We start from the raw sequence: 20,576 nt of genomic DNA on the forward strand, positions 1-20,576 counted from the left end.
ATGTTCGACTGGATTTTCGATCCGTCTTCCTGGGTCGCGCTGGCGACCCTGATTGTGCTCGAGATCGTGCTCGGCATTGACAACGTCATCTTCATCTCGTTGCTGGTGCAGCGCCTCGGCAAACAGGCTGCAAAACGCGCACGCCAGATCGGGCTGAGCCTTGCGCTGGTCTTCCGCATCGCGCTGCTCTTCCTGCTGTCGTGGATCATCGCGCTCAAGCACCCGGTATTCACGCTGTGGGGTCATGGCTTTTCGTGGCGCGATATCGTGCTGTTTGCGGGCGGCGTGTTCCTGATCGTCAAGGCAGTGCAGGAACTGCATCATGCGGTGGAAGGCGATCGCGAAGAAAAGAAGCGCGGCGTTGCTGCTGCCGCATTCTGGACCATCATCTTCCAGATCATCCTGATCGACATCGTATTCTCGCTCGACTCGATCATCACTGCGATCGGATTGGCCGACGACATCGAGATCATGGTGATCGCGGTGCTCATCGCAATCGTGATCATGTACGCGGCATCGGGCTGGATTTCCGATTTCATCTCGAAGCATCCGACCACGAAAGTTCTCGCGCTCGCCTTCCTGCTGATGATCGGCATTGCGCTGGTCGCGGATGGATTGGGCTTCAAGATCCCGCGTGGTTACATCTACTTCTCGATGGCCTTTGCCGGCCTGGTGGAAGGCATCAATATCGCAATGCGCAAGAACGAGCTTGAAGCAACAGCGGCGGCAACGACCCGGCGCAGAAGGAAGAAAACGAAAAAATGAGCGCCAGAAGAGTCATGCTAGTTACCGGCGGCAGCCGGGGCATCGGCGCGGCGACCGCGCGTCTTGCCGCAAAACGGGGCTATGACGTCGCCGTTAATTTCACCTCGAACGAAGCTGCCGCGAAACAGGTTATCGCGGACATCGAGAAGGCAGGCGCGCGTGGGATCGCGCTGCGCGGCGACATGGCAAAGCATGCCGAGATCGGGCGCGTATTTGACGAGACGGAACAAAAGCTCGGTAAACTTTCTGCGCTCGTGAACAATGCCGGCATCATCGGCCTTGCCAGCAAGCTCGCGGACGCGGACCCGGAGATGATCGCGGAAGTGATTGGCGTGAACACGACCGGCGCCATTCTGGTGGCACGCGAGGGCGTGCGGCGGATGTCTACCGCGCGCGGTGGGAACGGCGGCGCGATCGTGAACGTCGGCTCGATGGCGTCTACCCTCGGCGCGCCCGGCGAATATGTCTGGTATGCGGCATCCAAGGGAGCAATCGACACCCTGACCATAGGCTTGTCGAAAGAAGCGGCCACGGAAGGCGTGCGCGTCAACGCCGTCGCGCCGGGCCTGATCGACACGGAAATCCATGCCGCAGGCGGCCAGCCGGATCGCATCGCGCGTCTGAAATCCATGGTGCCGATGGGCCGCGAGGGCAGTGCGGAAGAAGTCGCGGAAGCGATCCTCTATCTTCTGTCCGATCAGGCATCCTACAGTACGGGAACGATTTTGCGTGTGTCCGGCGGCCGCTGACTTTGCGCCGCCGCACTCGTTTGTGGCAACAAAAACGAATAGAACAACATCCGCTTGAAAAGCGGTCAGTGGAGGAAATGATGGCATTCGCAGTTCGGGTTTATGAGCACGGCGGTCCGGAAGTTTTGAAATACGAGGAAGTTAATTTGCCGGATCCCGGTCCGGGCGAAATCCGTATCAAGCAGACCGCAGTCGGCCTCAATTTCATCGACACATATTTCCGCACCGGCCTCTACAAGCCTGCGGCCTATCCGTTCGTGCCGGGCAACGAAGGCGCAGGCGTCGTGACCGCCATCGGCAAGGGCGTGAAGGGCTTCAAGAAGGGCGACCGCGTCGCCTATGGCACCGTGCAAGGTTCTTATGCCACCGAGCGGAATATGCCTGCCGACAAAGCAATCAAGCTGCCGAAGAAAATCAGCGATAAAACCGCAGCAGCGATGATGCTCAAGGGCCTGACCGCGCAGTATCTGCTTCGCCAGCTTTTCAAGGTAAAGAAGGGACACATCGTTCTGATTCACGCCGCGGCCGGCGGCGTTGGACAAATTCTCACGCAATGGGCGCGGGCGCTCGGCGCGACGGTCATCGCGACGGTCGGCTCGAAGGAAAAGGCCGCCATCGCGAAAAAGAACGGCGCGCACCATGTCATTCTCTATCGCGACGAGGACGTGGCAAAACGCGTTGCCGAAATCACCAAGGGCAAGAAGTGCGATGTCGTCTACGACGGCGTCGGCAAGTCCACCTTCATGGCTTCGCTCGACAGCTTGAAGCCGCGCGGCATGCTCGCCACCTATGGCAACGCCTCGGGTCCGGTCGATGGTGTCAACCTTGGCATCCTTGCCACAAAGGGTTCGCTGATCGTCACGCGGCCGACCATGGTGCATTACTTCGCCACTCGGAAAGAGCTTGAGAAGGGCGCGAAGGATCTGTTCAAGGTCGTCGAAAAGGGCAAGGTCAAGGTTCAGATCAACCAGACCTACCCGCTGAAAGAGGTTGCGAAAGCGCATCGCGACCTCGAAAGCCGGAATACGACCGGGCAAACGGTATTATTGCCCTGACAGCAGTGGTTTTTTCGCGCTGCACTTTCGACGAAAGACCGATGTGCCAGGCCAGAATCGTTTTATCCTCTCGCGGGGATAGGAAACGATTCGGCCCGTGGCGGAGCTTTTGAGAAAACCGCAAAGCGATGGCGCGCTTCGTGACGGCAGCATGCCGCGCACGGCCGACGAAGTATTGTCTTCGGGGGATACCGCCCTTGAGCGCGCGCGTGAATCTCTCGATCTGCTCGAAGCCGATCTTGCCGTACTGATCGGGAACGTACGCGAAGCAGCGCAGCGCGTGCACGAAAGCGTCGGCGGCGCGGGCAGGTCGCTGGAGTCAATCCTCGGCTCTACCGTTGACCTTAGCGCACAAGTTGATACCGCCGAGTCGAATGTTACGGCTTTTGCCACCGCGACCGAACAGCTCGCGCAATCCTCAACGCAAATCAGCACGCAGATTCATCGCGCCAACAGCCTTGCGAGCGAAGCGGCGGAGGCGGCGGGTACCACCGGCAAGCAGATAGCGCGTTTGCAGGCTTCGTCCGGCGACATTGGCAAAGTCGTCACCATCATTTCAACAATCGCCAAGCAGACACATCTTTTAGCGCTGAACGCCTCGATCGAAGCAGCGCGCGCAGGAGACGCCGGGCGCGGCTTCGCGGTGGTTGCGAACGAAGTGAAGGCGCTTTCTTCTGAAACCCAGAAGGCCATCGCCGAGATCACGGGCAAGATCGAAACCCTGCGCAAGGACGCGCAGGAATCGATGGACATGCTGGGCCGGATCGCCGGTTTCATCGGCGAGATTCGTCCGCTGTTCGCGACGGTATCGGCTTCTGTTGAGCAACAGGTTGCGACCACGACCGAACTGTCGATCAACGCCGCCGATAACTCTACCTTCATCGGCACCGTCGCGGATCGCGCAAAAAGCATCAACGAAGCGGCATCTCACGCTAACGACGAAAGCCGCCGTATCGACGTCTCCGCCCATCAGGCGGCCGATCTCGCCGAGACATTACGCAAACGCCTCAGCATTTTTCTGCGCGCAACCGAGATTGGCGACCGCCGCCGGTTCGATCGTCTGCCTTGCGACTGGGGCGTAACCGTCACCGCCGCCGGAGTGCAAGCGGGAACCATGACGGTCGATCTCAGCGAAGGTGGCGTACTGCTGAAAACGACGAAAGACCTTTCCTTGCGGATCGGCGAGCATATTCACGTCGATATTGCAGGTGTCGGCAACGTACCGGCCCGCGTCGTGAACGTATCGCCGCTCGGCATTCATTGCAGCTTCTTCGACCTTTCTCCGGAGAGCCTCGCAGCACTAAAAACCAAGCTCGACGTAATCCGCAACGAAAACCGCGAGTTCATCCAGATCGCCGTCGCCAATGCGGATAAAATCGGCGCGGCCATCGAGCGCCTGATCGCGAGCGGCAAGGTCAGCGAAGCGGTGATGTTCGACAACAAATATCAACCCATCGAAGGCACCAACCCGCCGCAGTATTCCACGCCCTATGTCGAAGCGCTCGAACAGGAGCTTTGGCCGATCCAGGAACCGCTGCTCGCTTCCGACGAGCGCATGGTTTTTTGCGCGGCGGTCGATCGCAACGCCTACTTGCCGGTACACAACAAGAAATATTCGCATCCGCAGCGCCCGAACGATCCGGAGTGGAACACGGCGAACGCGCGCAACAAGCGCGTTTTCGACGACCGCGCCGGACTTTCCGCCGCGCGCAACACGCGGCCGTACATGATCCAGTATTACCCGCGCGATATGGGCGGCGGGCATATCGTCATGATGTGGGAAATCGTTGCGCCGATCCGCGTGCTCGGTCGCCACTGGGGCGGCTTCCGGGTCGCCTACAGAACCTGATCAGAATCCGGCGACGGTGCCGTGCAGATCGTAGGCGTCCGCGCGCTCGATCTTCACGGTTGCGATCTCGCCGACCTTGAGCGGGCGGCGGCTCGCGATATGCACGACGCCGTCGATCTCCGGCGCATCGCCGCGCGTACGTCCGACCGCCATGCCGTTCTCGATACGGTCGATAATGACCGGCTCACGGTTGCCGACCTTCTGCTTCAGCCGCCGCGCACTGATTTTCTGCTGCGTTTCCATGAACCGCGCATAACGCTGCGCCTTCACTTCGTCGGGCACGGCATTCTCGAGATCGTTGGCGGGTGCGCCGCGCACAGGCTCGAACTTGAAACAACCGACGCGGTCCAGTTGTGCTTCGTCAAGGAAAGCGAGCAGTTCGTCGAACTCTTCTTCCGTCTCGCCGGGAAAGCCGACGATGAAAGTCGAGCGCAACGCCAGGTTCGGCACTTCGCTCCGCCATTTCTGGATGCGGGCAAGCTGCTTTTCCTGCGAGGCAGGGCGCTTCATGCGTTTCAGCACCGAAGGGCTGCCATGCTGCATCGGAATATCGAGATAGGGCAGCACCACGCCATCCGCCATCAGCGGCATGATCTCGTCGACATGGGGGTAGGGGTAGACGTAGTGCAGCCGCACCCATGCGCCGAGCGAGCCGAGTTCGCGCGCGAGATCGAGAAACTTCGCGCGCACTTCCTTGTCGCGCCATTTGCTCGCCTCGTATTTCACGTCGACACCATAGGCCGACGTATCCTGCGAGATGACGAGCAGTTCCTTCACGCCGGCTTTCACCAGACGCTCGGCTTCTCGCAGCACGTCCGCGGCAGGACGCGAAACGAGATCACCGCGCAGGCGCGGAATGATGCAGAAGGTGCAGCGGTTGTTGCAGCCTTCGGAAATCTTCAGGTAGGCGTAGTGGCGCGGCGTCAGCTTGATGCCTTGCTCCGGCACCAGGTCGAGAAACGGATCGTGCTTCGGGGGCACCGCCTTGTGCACGGCATTGACCACAGCCTCGTATTGCTGCGGCCCGGTAACGGCCAGCACCGAAGGATGCACCGCCGTGATCGAATCCGGCTCCGCGCCCATGCACCCGGTCACGATCACGCGGCCGTTCGTGGCCAGCGCATCACCGATGGCGGCGAGGCTTTCCGCCTTCGCGCTGTCTAGGAAGCCGCAAGTATTGACCAGCACCACGTCCGCGCCCGTGTGCTCGCGCGACAACTCGTAGCCCTCGGCACGCAGGCGCGTCACGATGCGCTCGGAGTCGACCAGCGCTTTCGGGCAGCCCAGCGAGACAAAGCTGATGCGGGGATTGGGACGTTCGTTCATGAGAGGCCGGTTTGAGGGAAGGGCCGTGGCCGGCCGGTTCCATGCGGGCGCTTTGTGGCCTATTCAGGCCACGGGATGCAAACTGAATCGGCGTATGACGCGGTAATCGTCGGCGGAGGCCATAACGGCATCGTCTGCGCCTTCTATCTGGCCAAGGCGGGCCTGAAGACCGTGGTGCTGGAGCGCCGCGGCGTGGTCGGCGGGGCCGCCGTCACCGAGGAGTTCCACCCCGGCTTCCGCAATTCGGTCGCGGCCTACACGGTCTCGCTGCTGAACCCGAAGGTGATCCACGACCTCGATCTCGCCGCGCACGGACTGAAGATCGTGGAGCGGAAAGTGTCGAACTTTCTGCCGCTGCCTGACGGCCGCTATCTCAAAACCGGCGGCGGGAGAACCGCCGCGGAAGTTGCGAAATTTTCCCCGCGCGACGCCGAGCGCCTCGACGCCTATTCGGCCCAGCTCGACGTCATCGCCGACGTGCTGCGCGACCTCGTGCTGCAAACACCGCCGAACGTGGAGACCGGCAGCCCGCTCGCGATGATCTCGCAGCTTGTCAAAACCGGCGCGCTGGCAAACCGGCTCCGCAAGCTCGGCATCGACAACCAGCGCGCGCTGCTCGAACTGTTCACCGCATCCGCCGGAGATTTTCTCGACGGCTGGTTCGAAAGCGATCCGATCAAGGCGGTCTATGGCTTCGACGGCATCGTCGGCAACTATGCCAGCCCGTACACGCCGGGCAGCGCCTACGTGCTGCTGCATCACTGCTTTGGCGAAGTGAACGGCAAGAAAGGCGTCTGGGGTCACGCCATCGGTGGCATGGGCGCGATCACGCAGGCGATGGCCAAGGCCGCACGCGCAGCGGGCGCGGACATTCGTACCGATGCGCCGGTGAAGGAAATCCTGATCGAGAAAGGCAAGGCGGTCGGCGCGGTAACGGAGCAGGGCGAAGTATTCCGCGGACGCGCAGTCGTCTCCAACCTGAATCCCAAGCTGCTCTACCTGAAGCTGGTCGATCCGGCGGCCTTGCCGGCGGCGTTTCGCACGCACATGGAGAACTGGCGCTGCCGCTCCGGCACGTTCCGCATGAACGTCGCGCTGTCCGAACTGCCGGACTTCACATCGCTACCGGGAAAGCAGCTTGCCGAACATCACACCGCGGGCATCATCCTCGCGCCGTCGCTTCGCTACATGGAGCAGGCGTACTTCGACGCGCGCACACATGGCTGGTCGAAGCGGCCGATCGTCGAAGTCGTGATCTCGTCAACGCTGGACGACACGCTCTCGCCGAAAGGACAGCATGTCGCGAGCCTGTTCTGCCAGCATGTCGCGCCAGAACTGCCGGATAGAAAATCGTGGGACGATCATCGCGACGAGGTCGCGGACCTGATGATCGATACCGTCAACAGCTACGCACCGAACTTCAAGGCCTCGGTCCTCGGCAGGCAGGTCATGGCGCCGCTCGATCTGGAGCGCACCTTCGGCCTTGTCGGCGGCGATATCTTCCATGGCTCGCTGGACCTCGGACAGATTTTCTCCGCGCGTCCCGCGCTCGGCCATGCCGATTATCGCGCGCCGGTACCCGGACTTTATATGTGCGGCTCCGGCACGCATCCCGGCGGCGGTGTCACCGGCGCGCCGGGTCACAATGCGGCGCAGGAAATCATCCGCGATCTTCGCCGCGCGCGGCGTTAACGGCAGAGCCATCATCCGGGAGGAAACCGGCCTTGCAGCCGGTGAGCAGCCAGTACATGCAGCCGCCGATGATGCCGACCGCCGGGTAGGCCTTGAGCGGCATGTTCGTGAGCGGCGGGCCGGAGAAGTTCACGTCCACCCACGAAGGCAGGTAGCCGTAGGCGGGTAGCAGTCCGATCAGGCCGCCGGTTGCCGCGAACCACAGGATCGAACGTAGCCTGAAAATCTCGGCGGCAAAGCCGAACAATCCGCCCGGCAAGCAAGCGTAGAACAGCGCAAGGCCGGAAACGATCAGCGCGTTGATGACGAGCGCGAAGCGTGCTTCCGCAACCGGAATATCGGAAGGCACCGGCATTCCCCAGACCTCGATCAGCATCAGCGCGACGCCCGCGGCCAGCGCTCCGGCCACGAGGCCGATGATGATCATGAACAGGCGGAACAGGACGTGGAGCATTCGCGCTCAGGCTCTCGGTGCATGGTGCAGGCAAACTTTGGCGGAGAGGGTGGGATTCGAACCCACGGTGCCCTTGCAGGCACGGCGGTTTTCAAGACCGCTGCCTTAAACCACTCGGCCACCTCTCCGAACTGTTATTTATCAAGCACTTATGTCGTTTTACAAATCAGAAAATTCAATTTACCCCCGATTTTACCCCCGATCTTTCGAGGGATTTCCCGACATGCCACTAAATTTAGCGCGGAACTACAGTTTGTTTCGACGGCGCTTGCGGTGCTTCTCAGCGTAAGCCATCGCAGCGCGCTTTAAGCGCGACAACGTGGGTGGCGGCGAAAGTAGTTTCGCTGGCGGCAAGTCCACGCCGCCGCCATTGATTAGAAAGTCCACCGCCATTGGCCGGGTGACGTAAATGTGGGAGCCGCTGGTGATCGCCTTCAAAGTGCCGACCGCAATGAACTCAACCAATCTCTCACGCGAAATTCTCGTTAAATCCGAGAACCGTGACAATGAAATAAGCAGCTTATCGCCGAAGGCTTGATCCAGTGTTTGGGAAGTCTTCTCGTCCAGCATCGGCCAACTCCATTATCCTCATCTGGGATAATCCGAATATAGGATTACCAAAGGCCATTCAATAGGACTGGCCGTTGGCAATAAAGTCATTCCATTCGAAGGATTATAGGCTCGCTGTAGGCTTGTTGCGGGAAGCTCGCGTAAAGGCGGGGCTAACCCAGCAGGCGCTTGCGGACGCTTTGGCTCGTCCACAGTCCTATGTCGCTAAATACGAAAGCGGCGAGCGCCGCCTCGATATTATTGAGTTTATTGGTATCGCGCGGGCGCTGAAGGTGCGCGCGTCGAGCATCGTCGCAAAATTGGAAAGGGCAAAGTAAGCCCTGTCGGAACCAGAAAATGTCGAACAGATTTATCCCGCCACAACTTGGCGCCGAGTCATTCTCATGCCCGCACTGCGGAGCATTCGCTCACCAGACGTGGTACACCTCATTTCTGAAATATGTTGGCAAGGACCAAAAGCCCGTCACTTGGACCGCTGGCGACATAAACAATCTTGAGAGCGAAGACCTTTCGGAAGAACTGAGAGAGCGATTCAGAAAACTAAAGGACCGGCTCGAAAAGAACATCGTAACTTACGATGCGCGCAAAACAGCAGAGTACCTCTACTCCGAAGTGTTAAATGTCTTTCTATCAGAGTGCTTCTCGTGCAAGGGCTTCGCAATTTGGGTTGAAGATAGATTAATCTATCCAGTAACCGCATCCGAGATCAGGAAACCAGACGACCTGCCTGCTGATTTGGTTCGCGACTATGAGGAGGCAGCCTCGATTGTTGACCTTTCCCCACGCGGCGCCGCTGCAATTCTTCGCCTCTTGATTCAAAAGCTCATGCCGGTGCTGGAGGTAGAAGAAGACGATCTAAACAAAGCTATAGGTGCGCTTGTTAAGCGCGGACTGGATTCTAAAATTCAGAAGGCGCTGGATGTTCTTCGAGTGATCGGCAACAACGCGGTACACCCCGGTCAGATCGTTTTGGATGACGACAAGGCCACTGCGCTAAAATTGTTCGCTCTCGTTGACCTCATCGTCGTCAGCATGATCTCCAACAAAAAGCAGTTGGATGACCTCTATGAAAACCTGCCGACCGGTGCGCTGGAGGGAATTAAGCGGCGGGACAAGAAGGACGAGGGCGGAGGTAGTTAGGGCGCCGGTTTCAAGACCGCTGCCTTAAACCACTCGGCCACCTCTCCGTGGCCCACGAAATGCGCGATTGGCGCATCATCGGCAAGCCGGAAGCCGTAAAATCCGAGTAAGTACTGGAAAGTCTTAACCAATCCGTCAGGTCGGCCCCAGTTCTGCCCGCTTTGGTAGGCTTTTTTGGGCACTGTTCTTCGGCAAACGGCGCGGCCGCGCCGGAAATGCCGAGTTTACGAGGGCGGTTCAGGGTGGGGCGTAGCGTTTTCAGCCGGATAGCTTTGGGCGGAAGCCGTGCCTTGCTTGTCGCGGGCATCGCGCTGCTGGTCGCCAACTGCACCACCAACTCCGCCGTCGATCCGAAATACGGCGTCACCGCCAGTCCGCGCCTGCTGAACGATGGCGACGAAATCCCGAAGGGCAATGGCCGCTACCGGGTCGGCAATCCTTATGTCGTTGCTGGCGTGCGCTATGTGCCGCGGGAAGACCCTCAGTATCGTGCCGAGGGCGTTGCGTCCTGGTACGGCGACGCTTTCCACGGCCGCCTGACCGCCAACGGCGAAATCTTCGACATGCGTTCGATTACGGCCGCGCATCCGACCCTGCCGTTGCCGAGCTACGTGCGCGTGACCAACCTCTCCAACGGCCGCTCGCTGGTGGTCCGCGTGAACGACCGCGGCCCTTTCCATGCGAACCGCGTGATCGACGTCTCCTCGCGCGCTGCAGACCTGTTAGGCTTCAAGCACCACGGCACTGCGCGCGTGAAGGTGGAATACGTCGCGCCGGCCAACGTCAAAGGCTCCGACGATGTGCAACTGGCGGCCACGCTCCGCCATAACAGCCCGGCGCCGCCGCCCAATCAGATCCGCGTAGCCAATCGCGACAAGCAGAAGCCCTTCGTGGCCCAGAACGACGACGAGGACGACGACGAACCAACACCCGTGATCCGCAAGCGGAAGCAGAATCAGGTCGCTTCCGCCGGCGACGATGCCTGGTCGTTCCGGCAGAACGGTCCGCAGCAGCCGGTAAATACCTTCCAGCCACGCGGCCCCGGCAATCCGCAACCCCAGCAGGGCACCGGATTCAGCAGCAACCAGACGGTTCCGGCTGCCGGTTTCTCGCCTGCTTCGCTTTCCGGCCGCGGGCTTTATTGACCGCCACAAGTTCTGGTATGCCCCCGCCAGCCCGGCCTGTTCGCCACCCTTGAGATGGCCGCCCCGGTGCGGGATGTAAGGCCGGCATGTTTTCGTCTCTCCGCTTCGCTTTCTGGCTGTTCCTGTCCGCCGCATTCGCGGCGCTGCCTGCGCGTGCGCAGACGCCGGTAACGGTGACGTCGCCGCACGCGGTGCTGCTCGATCTCACGACGCGCACTGTGCTCTATGAGCGGCGCGCGAACGAAACGGTCCAGCCCGGCAATCTCGCGAAGCTGATGACCGCGGCGCTGGTTTTTCAGGACCTGAAAGCGAACAAGACGACGCTCGACACCACGTTTCAGGTCAGCCTGCATGCGTGGCGTACCGGCGGCGCGCCTTCCACCGGTTCCAAGATGTTCGCAGCACTCCGCAGCAACATTCGTATCGAGGACCTCGTGACCGGCCTCGTCGTACTGAATGGCAACGATGCGGCGATCGTGCTTGCCGAAGGAACTTCGGGTAGCGAAGCAGAGTTCGTGAAGCGCATGAACGCGCGCGCGAAGGAACTGGGCCTGACCAGCGCCGTATTTCGCAATCCGACCGGACGCGAGGACGACACGCAGAAAATATCGCCGCGCGATCTCGCATTCCTTAGCGCGCACATCATTCGAGAGTACCCGCAATATTATAAATATTTTGCGATTCAGGAATTTACCTGGAGCAAGATCAAGCAGGGCAACCGCAATCCGCTGCTGCCGCTCTCGCTCGGCGCCGACGGCATGATGATCGGGCAGGTAAAGGATGGCGGCTACAGCCTCGTCGGCTCGGCAGAGCAGAACGGTGAACGGCTGGTGGTCGTGGTCGCCGGTTCACGCAGCGAGCGTGAACGCATCGACGATGCGCGGCGGCTGCTCGATTGGGGTTTCAAATCCTTCGAGCCGAAACGCATTTTCAGCGGCAACCGCGTTGTCGCGAACGTGCGCGTGTTCGGCGGAGAGAAAGGCTCGGTTGCGGTCGTGAGCCGCACCGACGTAAATCTGCGCAGCCAGCGCGGCGCGACCGAACGTCTGAACGTCCGCGTGGTCTATGAGGGACCGTTGCAGGCGCCGATACGGCGTGGTGCTGAAGTCGCGAAAGTGCGCGTATTCCGCGCGCAGCAACTCGTCCTCGAAGCTCCGCTTTATGCCGCCGAAGATGTCGGCGTCGGCAGTACATGGAGCCGCGCGTGGGATGGCGCGTATGAACTGACCGCAGGCCTGGTGCGCGGCGCGTTCGGCAAACTGTTCAGCCGGAGATCGTGATGCGCGGGAAATTCATCACGCTCGAAGGCGGCGAAGGTTCCGGAAAATCCACGCAGGCCACGCGGCTCGCGGAGCGCCTCAAGCTGCGCGGCATTGACGTCGTAACTACGCGTGAGCCGGGCGGCTCGGCGGGCGCGGAAGCGATCCGTATTCTTCTCCTGAACGGCGTCGCAAAGCCGCTTGGCCCGACCGCCGAAACCATGCTGTTCGCGGCAGCGCGCGACGATCATATCCAGAGCACCATCCTTCCGGCACTGGAACGTGGCGCGTGGGTGATCTGTGACCGCTTTCTGGATTCAACCCGCGTGTATCAGGGCGTACTCGGTCAAGTGGACCCGAAGGTGATCCGCGCGCTGGAGCGCGTCACTGTCGGCGATGTTTTGCCCGATCTTACGTTCGTGCTCGACGTGCCGGTGGAGGTCGGCGCTGCTCGCGTCAAGGGGCGCAGCGGACAACAGGATCGCTTTGAGGCGGAAGACCTCGAATTCCATCTTCAGATTCGCGAAGGCTTCCGCGCGCTCGCGCAGAACGAGAAGGAGCGCTGCGTGCTGGTCGATGCATCGCAAAGCCCTGACGTAGTTGCGGTGCGCATCTGGATGACGGTCGTCGATCGCCTGTTGAAAGGCCGCGCACCTGCTATCGCACCGAGGGCGGCAGGTTGACGCCCGACACCGAAGAAGGCGACCGGCTCGCGGGCAGCCCGCATCCGCGTGAGCGCTTCGATTTCTTCGGACATCACGAAGTCGAAACCGAGTTGCTGACTGCGCTCCGCAGCGGAAGAATTCCGCATGCCATTCTGCTCGCGGGGCCGCAAGGCATCGGCAAGGCGACGCTTGCCTATCGCCTCGCGCGCTTCCTGCTTGCAGGCGCAGATAGAAGTGCAAAGTCGCTGGACATCGTCTCCGACCATCCAGTGTCGCGGCAAGTCGCGGCACTGTCGCATCCGGATTTGCTGACGCTACGCCGCCTGCCGCGCGACGACGGCAAGGCGCTTTCCGAATTCATCCGCGTAGAGGATACGCGCAGGCTGGTGCAGTTCTTTGGCTCCACCGCCGCTTATGGCGGCTGGCGCGTCTGCATTATCGACTCGGTCGACGACATGAACGCAGCCAGCGCCAATGCCATGCTCAAGCTGCTCGAGGAGCCTCCGGCAAACGCGATGCTCATTCTGGTTTCGCATGCGCCGGGACGTTTGCTGCCGACCATCCGCTCGCGCTGCCGCCGCGTCGACATGAAGCCGCTGACCGATGGCGAAGTGCTGCGCGCCTTGCAAAGCGTCACGGCGGATATGGAAGACATCGACCCCACAAACCTCGGCGCAGCAGCAGAGGCGGGAAGGGGCAGCGTAGGCCGTGCGCTCTCGCTGCTGCTCACCGGCGAAGACGGCCTCGAAGTGCTGCACATGACGCAGCGCCTGCTCGCGCAACTGCCGGAGGTCGAGTCCGGCTCCATTGCCGCGCTTGGCGACAAACTGCGCGGCGACCAGCTCAACGTCTTCGCCGATACGGTCGAGGACTGGCTCGCCGCCGCCGCGACCGGAGACGCGCCGCCCGCGCGTCTTGCACGCTATGCCGAGGCGTGGGAAAACGTGCGCCGCGCCACGGCCACCGCGGATATCTTCAACTTGGACCGCAAGCCTCTGGTGTTTCAGGTCTTTGCCGTTCTGGCCGAGGCGACCCGCGACTGACTAGGCGCGGGCTGAAGGAATTCCGTTCGATGGCGAAACAGAAGTTTTACATCACCACCGCGATCTCCTACCCGAACGGCGCGCCGCATATCGGCCACGCCTACGAGGCAATCGCGACCGACGCCATCGCGCGCTTCAAGCGCCTTGATGGCTATGACGTTTTCTTCCTGACCGGCGTCGATGAGCATGGCCTGAAGATGACGCAGACCGCCGCCGCGCAGGGGCTGCAACCAAACGAACTTGCCGACCGCAATGCGCCGCTGTTCAAGGCGATGTGCGACAAGCTCAACGTCTCTTACAGCCGTTTCATCCGCACCAGCGAACCCGCGCACCACGAGGCGAGCAAGGCCATCTGGAAGAAGATGGAGGAGGCGGGCGATATTTATCTCGGCACCTATGCCGGCTGGTATTCGGTGCGCGACGAGGCGTTCTATGCCGAGTCCGAAACCGTTGTCGGCGAGGACAAGGTGCGCCGCGGCCCGCAGGGCACGCCAGTCGAATGGACCGAGGAGAAAACGTATTTCTTCAAGCTGTCCGCTTATGGCGACAGGCTGCTAAAGCATTACCGGGACAATCCCGGCTTCATCATGCCAGAGACGCGCCGCAACGAGGTCGAGAGCTTCGTGAAGGCGGGACTACAGGACCTTTCGATCTCGCGCACCACACTGACCTGGGGCGTGCCGGTGCCGGGCGCGGAAGGTCATGTGATGTATGTCTGGGTCGATGCGCTGACCAACTACATCACGGGCGTCGGCTATCCGGACACGAACAGCGAGACGTTCAGGAAATACTGGCCCGCCGACATCCACATCATCGGCAAGGACATTGTGCGCTTCCACGCGGTCTACTGGCCTGCGTTTCTCATGTCCGCCGGAATCGAACTTCCGAAAAGCGTTCACGGCCACGGCTTTCTGCTGAACCGCGGCGAGAAGATGTCGAAGACGCTCGGCAACGTAGTCGATCCTTCACAGATGGCGGACGAGTACGGCGTCGATCAGCTTCGCTATTTCTTCCTGCGCGAAGTGCCGTTCGGACAGGACGGCAGCTATAGCCACGAAGCGATCGTGAATCGCACCAATGCCGATCTCGCAAATAATCTCGGCAACCTCGCGCAGCGATCGCTTTCGATGATCGCGAAGAACTGCGATGCGCGGGTGCCGGAGACCGGCACGCTTGGCGAAGCCGATAAGGCGATCCTCGCCTCGACCGATACGCTGCTGGAGCAGGCCCGCGAAGCAATGCAGACGCAACAGCTTCACATCGTCCTGCAAGCAATCTGGTCGGTCGTGGCCGACGCGAACCAGTATTTCGCGGCAAGCGCGCCGTGGGAATTGCGCAAGAGCGATCCGGCCAAGATGGCGACCGTGCTCTGGACCACGGCGGAAGTCGTGCGGCAGGTTGCAATCCTTGCGCAGCCCATCGTTCCCGCGGGTGCCGCGAAGCTGCTCGACCTGCTCGCCATCGCACAGGATGCGCGTGACTTCGCGCATCTCGGCGAGAAGGGCCGTCTCAAGCCCGGCACGCCATTGCCTGCACCGTCCGGTATTTTTCCGCGCTACGTCGAAGCGGAAGAAGGCAAGGCGTGATGCTGGTCGACAGCCACTGCCATCTCGACTTTCCGGATTTCGCTGCCGAGCGCGATGCAATCGTCGAACGTGCGCGGGCCGATGGCGTTGCGCGCATGGTGACGATCAGCACCAAGGTCCACAAGTTTGCGGACATTCGTGCTATCGCTGAACATTACGATGACGTTTTCTGCTCCGTCGGCACCCATCCGCATTACGCTGACAAGGAGCCGGCTGTCACGACCGCCGATCTGGTGAAAGCGGCAGTGCATCCGAAGGTCGTCGCCATCGGCGAAGCGGGTCTGGATTATTTCCGCAATAACTCCTCGCCGGAAGGACAGGAGCGGAGCTTCCGCCGTCATATTGCTGCCGCGCGCGAAACCGGCCTGCCGCTGGTGATCCATTCCCGCGAAGCCGACGCCGACATGGCGAACATTCTGGAAGACGAGTTCGTGAAAGGTGCCTTTCCTTTCGTCCTGCACTGCTTCACCGGCGGCCCAGACCTCGCCAATCGCGGCGTCGCACTCGGCGGCTATGTTTCGTTTTCCGGCGTGATTACCTTCAAGAAGAACGAAGCCTTGCGCACGCTCGCAGCTAGCCTGCCGGCGGATCGGATTCTGGTCGAAACCGATGCGCCGTATCTCGCGCCTGAGCCTTATCGCGGCAAACGCAACGAACCCGCTTACGTAAGCTACACCGCGAAGGCGCTGGCTGCTGCACGAAACGTGGATTTTGCGACGATCTCGGCGCAGACCACGGCCAATTTCCACCGCCTCTTTTCCAAGGTCCCGGCGGCAACGTAACATCAGCGCATGGGTTTGACGGTCACGATTCTCGGCTGCGGCTCCTCCGGTGGCGTGCCGCGGATCGCGCAGGGCTGGGGCGCGTGCGATCCTGCCAACCCGAAGAACCGCCGCCGCCGCTGTTCGATCCTTGTCGAGCGCGAAAACGCGGGGAAGAAAACTTCCGTGCTGGTCGATACCTCTCCGGATCTTCGCGACCAGTTGCTCTCCGCAAACGTCACGCATCTCGACGGCGTGATCTACACGCACGATCACGCCGACCACACCCACGGCATCGACGATCTCCGCCCGCTTTCGCTACAAGCGCAAAAGCGAACGGACGTTTATGTTGACGAGACCACTTCACGTTCGCTGCACACGCGCTTCGGCTACTGCTTCGCGACTCCGAAAGGCAGCGACTATCCGCCGATCCTGACCGAGCATCGCATCGCCGCCGGGAAACCGCTGCGGATCGAAGGAGAGGGCGGTGCAATCGAGTTCGTGCCCTTCGACCTGATCCACGGCGAAACGCATGCGCTCGGCTTGCGCTTTGGCGGTTTTGCCTATTGCCCGGATGTCAGCGACGTGCCGCCGGAAAGCCTGGGCCAGCTTGAAGGGCTGGATGTCTGGATTATCGACGCCCTGCGCCGCCGCCCCCATCCAAGCCACTTCTCGCTGACCGACGCCCTGCAGTGGATCGCGCGGATGAGGCCGAAGCGGGCGGTGCTCACCAACATGCACAACGATCTGGATTACGAGACGCTACGAGGCGAGCTTGGGAAGGGAATTGAACCTGCTTTTGATGGAATGAAAATCCAATAATATCAAATGGATATAATAGACTATATCAGCGGTATGGACTTGCGGAATAAGGTAGATATTCGCGTATCGAACATTCAGTCAAACGGTTGATTATAAAGTATTTTCTTTTGCATCGATGAACTCGAAGCTCATCCAGTGGCCTTCCAGCAGCCCGTCAATTTCGCTGGCGGCGATGGAAGGCGATTGGTTGATGACGCGGTTACGGCCAGCCCGCTTGGCTTCGTAAAGGGCCGCGTCGGCGGCAATCAGCGCTTCCGGCAACGTCTCGGCATCCTGCGGCACCAGCGCGATCCCGATGCTCGCACCAACCGGGAAAGCCATTCCGTCGATTTCCACCGGCTCATCGAGCGTAGCGCGCAGCGCTTCCGCGAAAGCCCGCGCTTCGCCACGCGGATCCACCGGGTTCTTCATCTCCAGCAGCGCAACGAACTCATCGCCGCCGAGACGGGCAATCTTCGCCTTGCCGTCCGCGGCCAGCGCGATGCGGCGCGCCACGGCGATCAGCACGCGGTCGCCCATCGCATGACCGTAGGTATCGTTCACAGGCTTGAATCCATCGAGGTCGATGGCAAGCAGGGCGTCGACCTTGCCCGGCGCGTCCGTGCGCGGTGCAAGCATGTGCCGGTCGAGATAGCGCCGGTTGGGCAAGCCGGTGAGGCGGTCGAGATAGGCCAGCCGTTCGAACTCCGCGATCATCGAATTGAAGCTGGCGGAGAGGTCGTGCAATTCGGTTGCAACACGGCGCGGAAGATTTACGCGCACGCCGATCTTGCCGGCCTTGAGTTGCCGCGCCGCGCGATTGAGCGCACCCACGCCGCGCAGCACGCTGATTTCGGTCAGCAGCATCGCAAGCAGGATGGATGCGGCAGCGATGCCAAGCAGCCAGATGAAATCCGAGCGGAATTGCCGGTTAATCGGATCGAGAACCGTCAGGCGGTCGAACCCGACGGCAACCGTCAGGCCCATATCTTCAACGCGCGCGATGCCGAAAATATGCCCCGCGCCGTTTTCCCCGACTTCAAGATCGGCGGATCCCGGTTTGCTTTGCAGAAGTTGTTGGATCAACCCGCGCGCGGCGTCGCTGGTTTCAAAAATATGCATCGACGTGCCGTCGCGCTGCAGCCGGGAGACGAGGCCGCCATCGCTGTTCATCGCGAGCACGATCCCGTCGTGTTTCATGCGCGCCTGTTCGGCAATCGCCGGAAGCCAGGACAATTCGATGCCGAGCACGAGCACGCCGGTAATCGCACCACCTTCAGCGCGGATCGGCAGCGCTCCGGCGACGACAGGAAACTTGGTAATGCGGCCGATGATGGCTTCGCTGGTCACGAAAGCGCCGGTTCGAAGGGCATCCTTGAAATACTGACGGTCGCCAAAACTAATGGCAAAAGCCATCGGGTGGCTGCTGCACACCACATGGCCGCTGAGATCGAGCAAGAACAACGACGCCGCCCACGGCGCTTCCTCGTTGATCCGACGCAGGGTTTCGGGGCAGTCGCCGGTCTGGTTCTTGACCGCCGGAATGAAGCGGATGGATTCCGCAAGCGTGCGCGCATGACTGACAACCGCGAGCTGCGCATCCGCGCCGCGCTGCGCCAGCGTCACTGCGAGTTCGCGCGCTTCCGAAAGTGCGCGATCGCTGTTGTGTTGAAGCCGCAAGAGATACAGGCCGAATACCGGCAAGACCGCAATCGTAATGATTGCGATCAACAACCAGCGCAGCCGCGCCGCGCCGCCGTTTTGTCCCGTGATGTTCATAGCCCGATAGTCGTCCGCAGCCCGGCGATAATTTCGCTTCCCGGAGATCAATGTGACAGGCTCGGCTTAAGAAGCCCGGCCGGAAACGATTCAAATTTGAGCCAATTCCCGATCGCCCCATCTGCGGATATTCCATAATATGTCTTCTGCGAATCAAGGCCAAAAGCCCTTGGAACAGGCCGGAAACAAAGTCCGTCCATTCCGCGAGATTGCGGCACTGCTCGATCTGATGGCCCGGCTCCGCACACCCGAAAGCGGTTGTCCGTGGGACCTCCGGCAGACCTTCGCGACGATCGCGCCGTACACCATCGAGGAAGCCTACGAGGTGGCGGATGCGATTGCGCGCGGCGATCTCACGGACCTCAAGGATGAACTGGGCGATCTGTTGCTGCAGGTCGTGTTTCATGCGCGCATGGCCGAGGAACAAGGCGCGTTCGATTTCGGCGATGTGGTTCGCGCTATCACCGACAAGCTGATCCGCCGGCATCCGCATGTCTTCGGCGATTTGCGCGGACTTTCCCCTGATGATGTCAAAAAGCTCTGGGACACGATCAAGGCCGCCGAGCGCAAGGCGCGCGGCAATTCCGGCGCCCTAGAGAGCGCGCTGGATGCGGTACCGGTCGCCCTTCCCGCGTTGACCCGCGCCGAGAAAATCCAGAAGCGGGTAGCGCGCATCGGTTTCGATTGGCCTGATGTGGAAGGTGCCATGCAAAAACTTCACGAAGAAATCGCAGAGGTGCGAACGGCCGCATCGGATAAAGCGCGCGAAGAAGAAATCGGCGATCTGCTGTTCGCGGCGGTCAACGTCGCCCGTAAGTACGGACACGACCCGGAAACCGCGCTTCGCGCTGCGACGATCAAGTTCGAACGGCGGTTCCGTGCGGTCGAACAGGCTTGCCGGGAGCGGAACAGGAAACCGGACCAGTTCACACTAGAAGAACTCGAAACATTCTGGCAGCAGGCGAAAACACAGGACAAGCAACCGGATAAAACCCGCAGCTAGTCGCAGCCTTGTTATTGGAACGCGATTGCAAGCGCGAAGGACGCCCGCTAGCCTTTCGCTTCAACACTCGAGTCGGATTCCAGCCTCGTCGCCCTTGCAAGGAAACCTGACATGACCGGTGAGAACATTTCCGCCTATCGGGCGCTTTCGGAAAGCCTCGGCTACACGTTCGGCGCTATGGGCCGCGTCGCCGCTATCGGTGCGCCTTATGCAGGCCTCACCATTCTTGCGATTGCAGCTTACTTCGCAGTCTTGTTCGGTTTGATTTACGGCGGCCTGCTGACAGCGGTTGCCCCGATCTATGTGATCGGGATTTTGCTTGGTCTTGCCGTCATTCTGATTTTCGTCGCTGCCTACATTTCCTATGCGCGCGATTACTACTACGGCGATCCATCGCCCATCGGCCCTACCTACTGGCCGTCTTTGGGGCGAATGCTGCTGGTCATGCTCATCATCATCGGCATCAGCATCCCGTTCCTGCTCGCCTATGGCATCGTGGTCTACCTTGCACTTTCCGGTTCACTGACAACCGAAAGTTCGGTCTGGATCGTGAGCGCCATCATCTTCATCGTTTGGATTGCACTGATTTTATTCTTTTCAGCCAAGCTCGCGACCTACGTTGCGTCCGCGGCTGTCGGCAAACCGCAAACGATGGGGCAAGCTTGGGGTTCAACTTCCGGCGCCACCTTCCGCATTCTGCTTGCGATCCTGGCTTTCTCGCTGCTCTTCTTCATCGCCGATTTCGGACTGACGCAAATCGTCAAGCTTGCAACCGGCATCGATCCGGAAATGACTTCGAGCGCGAACTTCGATAGCGGTTATTCGATTGCCGTTATCGTTGTGACCAACCTGATCCGTCTGGTGATCTATCTGTTGCAGATCGCCGTTTCCGCGGCATTCGGAACCAGCCTGTTCCGGCAAGTCGAGGCCTGAT

General features: G+C 60.8%; 20 protein-coding genes and 1 tRNA gene. 16 read left to right on the top strand and 5 right to left on the bottom strand.

Translation table 11 applies throughout. From position 1 onward, the window contains the following. The 4 genes from KF794_06865 (at position 1) to KF794_06880 (ending at position 4,418) form a co-directional block, all read left to right on the top strand. A complete protein-coding gene (locus KF794_06865; protein ID QYK46626.1) occupies positions 1-765 on the top strand; it encodes a TerC family protein in 765 nt (254 codons plus the stop codon). After that, positions 762-1,514, top strand: coding sequence for an SDR family oxidoreductase (locus tag KF794_06870; protein QYK46387.1), 753 nt, complete (start codon positions 762-764; stop codon positions 1,512-1,514). Before KF794_06865 ends, KF794_06870 begins: the two co-directional genes overlap by 4 nt. Positions 1,515-1,594: 80 nt before the next feature. Beyond that, positions 1,595-2,569: a quinone oxidoreductase gene (locus KF794_06875; GenBank protein ID QYK46388.1), complete on the top strand. Its 975-nt coding sequence runs from the start codon at positions 1,595-1,597 to the stop codon at positions 2,567-2,569. A gap of 109 nt (positions 2,570-2,678) precedes the next feature. Next, entirely contained in the window at positions 2,679-4,418 is a 1,740-nt protein-coding gene (locus tag KF794_06880) for a PilZ domain-containing protein (protein QYK46389.1), read from the top strand. Here KF794_06880 and rimO read toward each other — a convergent pair whose 3' ends face one another. Next, positions 4,419-5,744 carry a 30S ribosomal protein S12 methylthiotransferase RimO gene (gene rimO / locus KF794_06885; protein ID QYK46390.1) on the bottom strand — a complete coding sequence of 442 codons (1,326 nt, stop codon included), beginning with the start codon at positions 5,742-5,744 and terminating at the stop codon, positions 4,419-4,421. It abuts the gene before it with no gap. A 75-nt stretch (positions 5,745-5,819) separates the two neighbouring features. On the opposite strand from rimO, the gene KF794_06890 reads away from it, so the two are divergent. After that, the gene (locus KF794_06890) at positions 5,820-7,436 is read left to right on the top strand and encodes an NAD(P)/FAD-dependent oxidoreductase (GenBank protein ID QYK46391.1); all 1,617 of its coding nucleotides are present in this window, start codon (positions 5,820-5,822) and stop codon (positions 7,434-7,436) included. Here the strand turns inward: KF794_06890 and KF794_06895 are convergent. The 3 genes from KF794_06895 to KF794_06905 all read right to left on the bottom strand — a co-directional run bounded on the left by KF794_06895 (position 7,405) and on the right by KF794_06905 (position 8,460). Beyond that, positions 7,405-7,890 (bottom strand): hypothetical protein, encoded by a 486-nt coding sequence (locus KF794_06895; GenBank protein ID QYK46392.1) that lies wholly within the window; start codon positions 7,888-7,890, stop codon positions 7,405-7,407. The two genes, KF794_06890 and KF794_06895, sit on opposite strands and share 32 nt — an antisense overlap. A gap of 38 nt (positions 7,891-7,928) precedes the next feature. Next, a tRNA-Ser gene (locus KF794_06900) sits at positions 7,929-8,018 on the bottom strand. A 118-nt stretch (positions 8,019-8,136) separates the two neighbouring features. Beyond that, positions 8,137-8,460 carry a hypothetical protein gene (locus tag KF794_06905; protein ID QYK46393.1) on the bottom strand — a complete coding sequence of 108 codons (324 nt, stop codon included), beginning with the start codon at positions 8,458-8,460 and terminating at the stop codon, positions 8,137-8,139. An 80-nt stretch (positions 8,461-8,540) separates the two neighbouring features. On the opposite strand from KF794_06905, the gene KF794_06910 reads away from it, so the two are divergent. The 9 genes from KF794_06910 (at position 8,541) to KF794_06950 (ending at position 16,881) form a co-directional block, all read left to right on the top strand. Further along, positions 8,541-8,777, top strand: a complete 237-nt coding sequence (locus KF794_06910) for a helix-turn-helix transcriptional regulator (protein ID QYK46627.1) — start codon at positions 8,541-8,543, stop codon at positions 8,775-8,777. Positions 8,778-8,796: 19 nt separating this feature from the next. Then, positions 8,797-9,600, top strand: coding sequence for a DUF4145 domain-containing protein (locus tag KF794_06915; protein QYK46394.1), 804 nt, complete (start codon positions 8,797-8,799; stop codon positions 9,598-9,600). Positions 9,601-9,815: 215 nt separating this feature from the next. Further along, a complete protein-coding gene (locus KF794_06920) occupies positions 9,816-10,745 on the top strand; it encodes a septal ring lytic transglycosylase RlpA family protein (GenBank protein QYK46395.1) in 930 nt (309 codons plus the stop codon). 86 nt (positions 10,746-10,831) lie between these two features. Then, positions 10,832-12,025 carry a D-alanyl-D-alanine carboxypeptidase gene (locus KF794_06925; GenBank protein QYK46396.1) on the top strand — a complete coding sequence of 398 codons (1,194 nt, stop codon included), beginning with the start codon at positions 10,832-10,834 and terminating at the stop codon, positions 12,023-12,025. Then, entirely contained in the window at positions 12,025-12,687 is a 663-nt protein-coding gene (locus tag KF794_06930; protein QYK46397.1) for a dTMP kinase, read from the top strand. The genes KF794_06925 and KF794_06930 overlap by 1 nt, the downstream gene beginning before the upstream one ends. Then, positions 12,684-13,712: a DNA polymerase III subunit delta' gene (locus tag KF794_06935; GenBank protein QYK46398.1), complete on the top strand. Its 1,029-nt coding sequence runs from the start codon at positions 12,684-12,686 to the stop codon at positions 13,710-13,712. The genes KF794_06930 and KF794_06935 overlap by 4 nt, the downstream gene beginning before the upstream one ends. Positions 13,713-13,741: 29 nt before the next feature. Next, positions 13,742-15,298 (top strand): methionine--tRNA ligase, encoded by a 1,557-nt coding sequence (metG, locus tag KF794_06940; GenBank protein QYK46399.1) that lies wholly within the window; start codon positions 13,742-13,744, stop codon positions 15,296-15,298. Further along, a complete protein-coding gene (locus KF794_06945) occupies positions 15,298-16,080 on the top strand; it encodes a TatD family hydrolase (protein QYK46400.1) in 783 nt (260 codons plus the stop codon). The genes metG and KF794_06945 overlap by 1 nt, the downstream gene beginning before the upstream one ends. Positions 16,081-16,089: 9 nt before the next feature. Next, a complete protein-coding gene (locus KF794_06950; GenBank protein ID QYK46401.1) occupies positions 16,090-16,881 on the top strand; it encodes an MBL fold metallo-hydrolase in 792 nt (263 codons plus the stop codon). Positions 16,882-16,971: 90 nt separating this feature from the next. On the opposite strand, the gene KF794_06955 is transcribed toward KF794_06950, so the two are convergent. Beyond that, entirely contained in the window at positions 16,972-18,639 is a 1,668-nt protein-coding gene (locus KF794_06955) for a diguanylate cyclase (protein QYK46402.1), read from the bottom strand. Between the two features lie 139 nt (positions 18,640-18,778). Here KF794_06955 and mazG point away from each other — a divergent pair, with 139 nt between their 5' ends. Then, on the top strand, positions 18,779-19,642 hold the full coding sequence (mazG, locus tag KF794_06960) for a nucleoside triphosphate pyrophosphohydrolase (protein ID QYK46403.1): 864 nt from the start codon (positions 18,779-18,781) through the stop codon (positions 19,640-19,642). Between the two features lie 111 nt (positions 19,643-19,753). Next, complete coding sequence (locus tag KF794_06965) at positions 19,754-20,575, top strand: hypothetical protein (protein QYK46404.1); 822 nt, start codon at positions 19,754-19,756, stop codon at positions 20,573-20,575. Position 20,576 lies beyond the last annotated feature (1 nt).

The sequence above is a fragment of the Xanthobacteraceae bacterium genome (genome assembly GCA_019454205.1).
Taxonomy (GTDB): Bacteria; Pseudomonadota; Alphaproteobacteria; order Rhizobiales; family Xanthobacteraceae.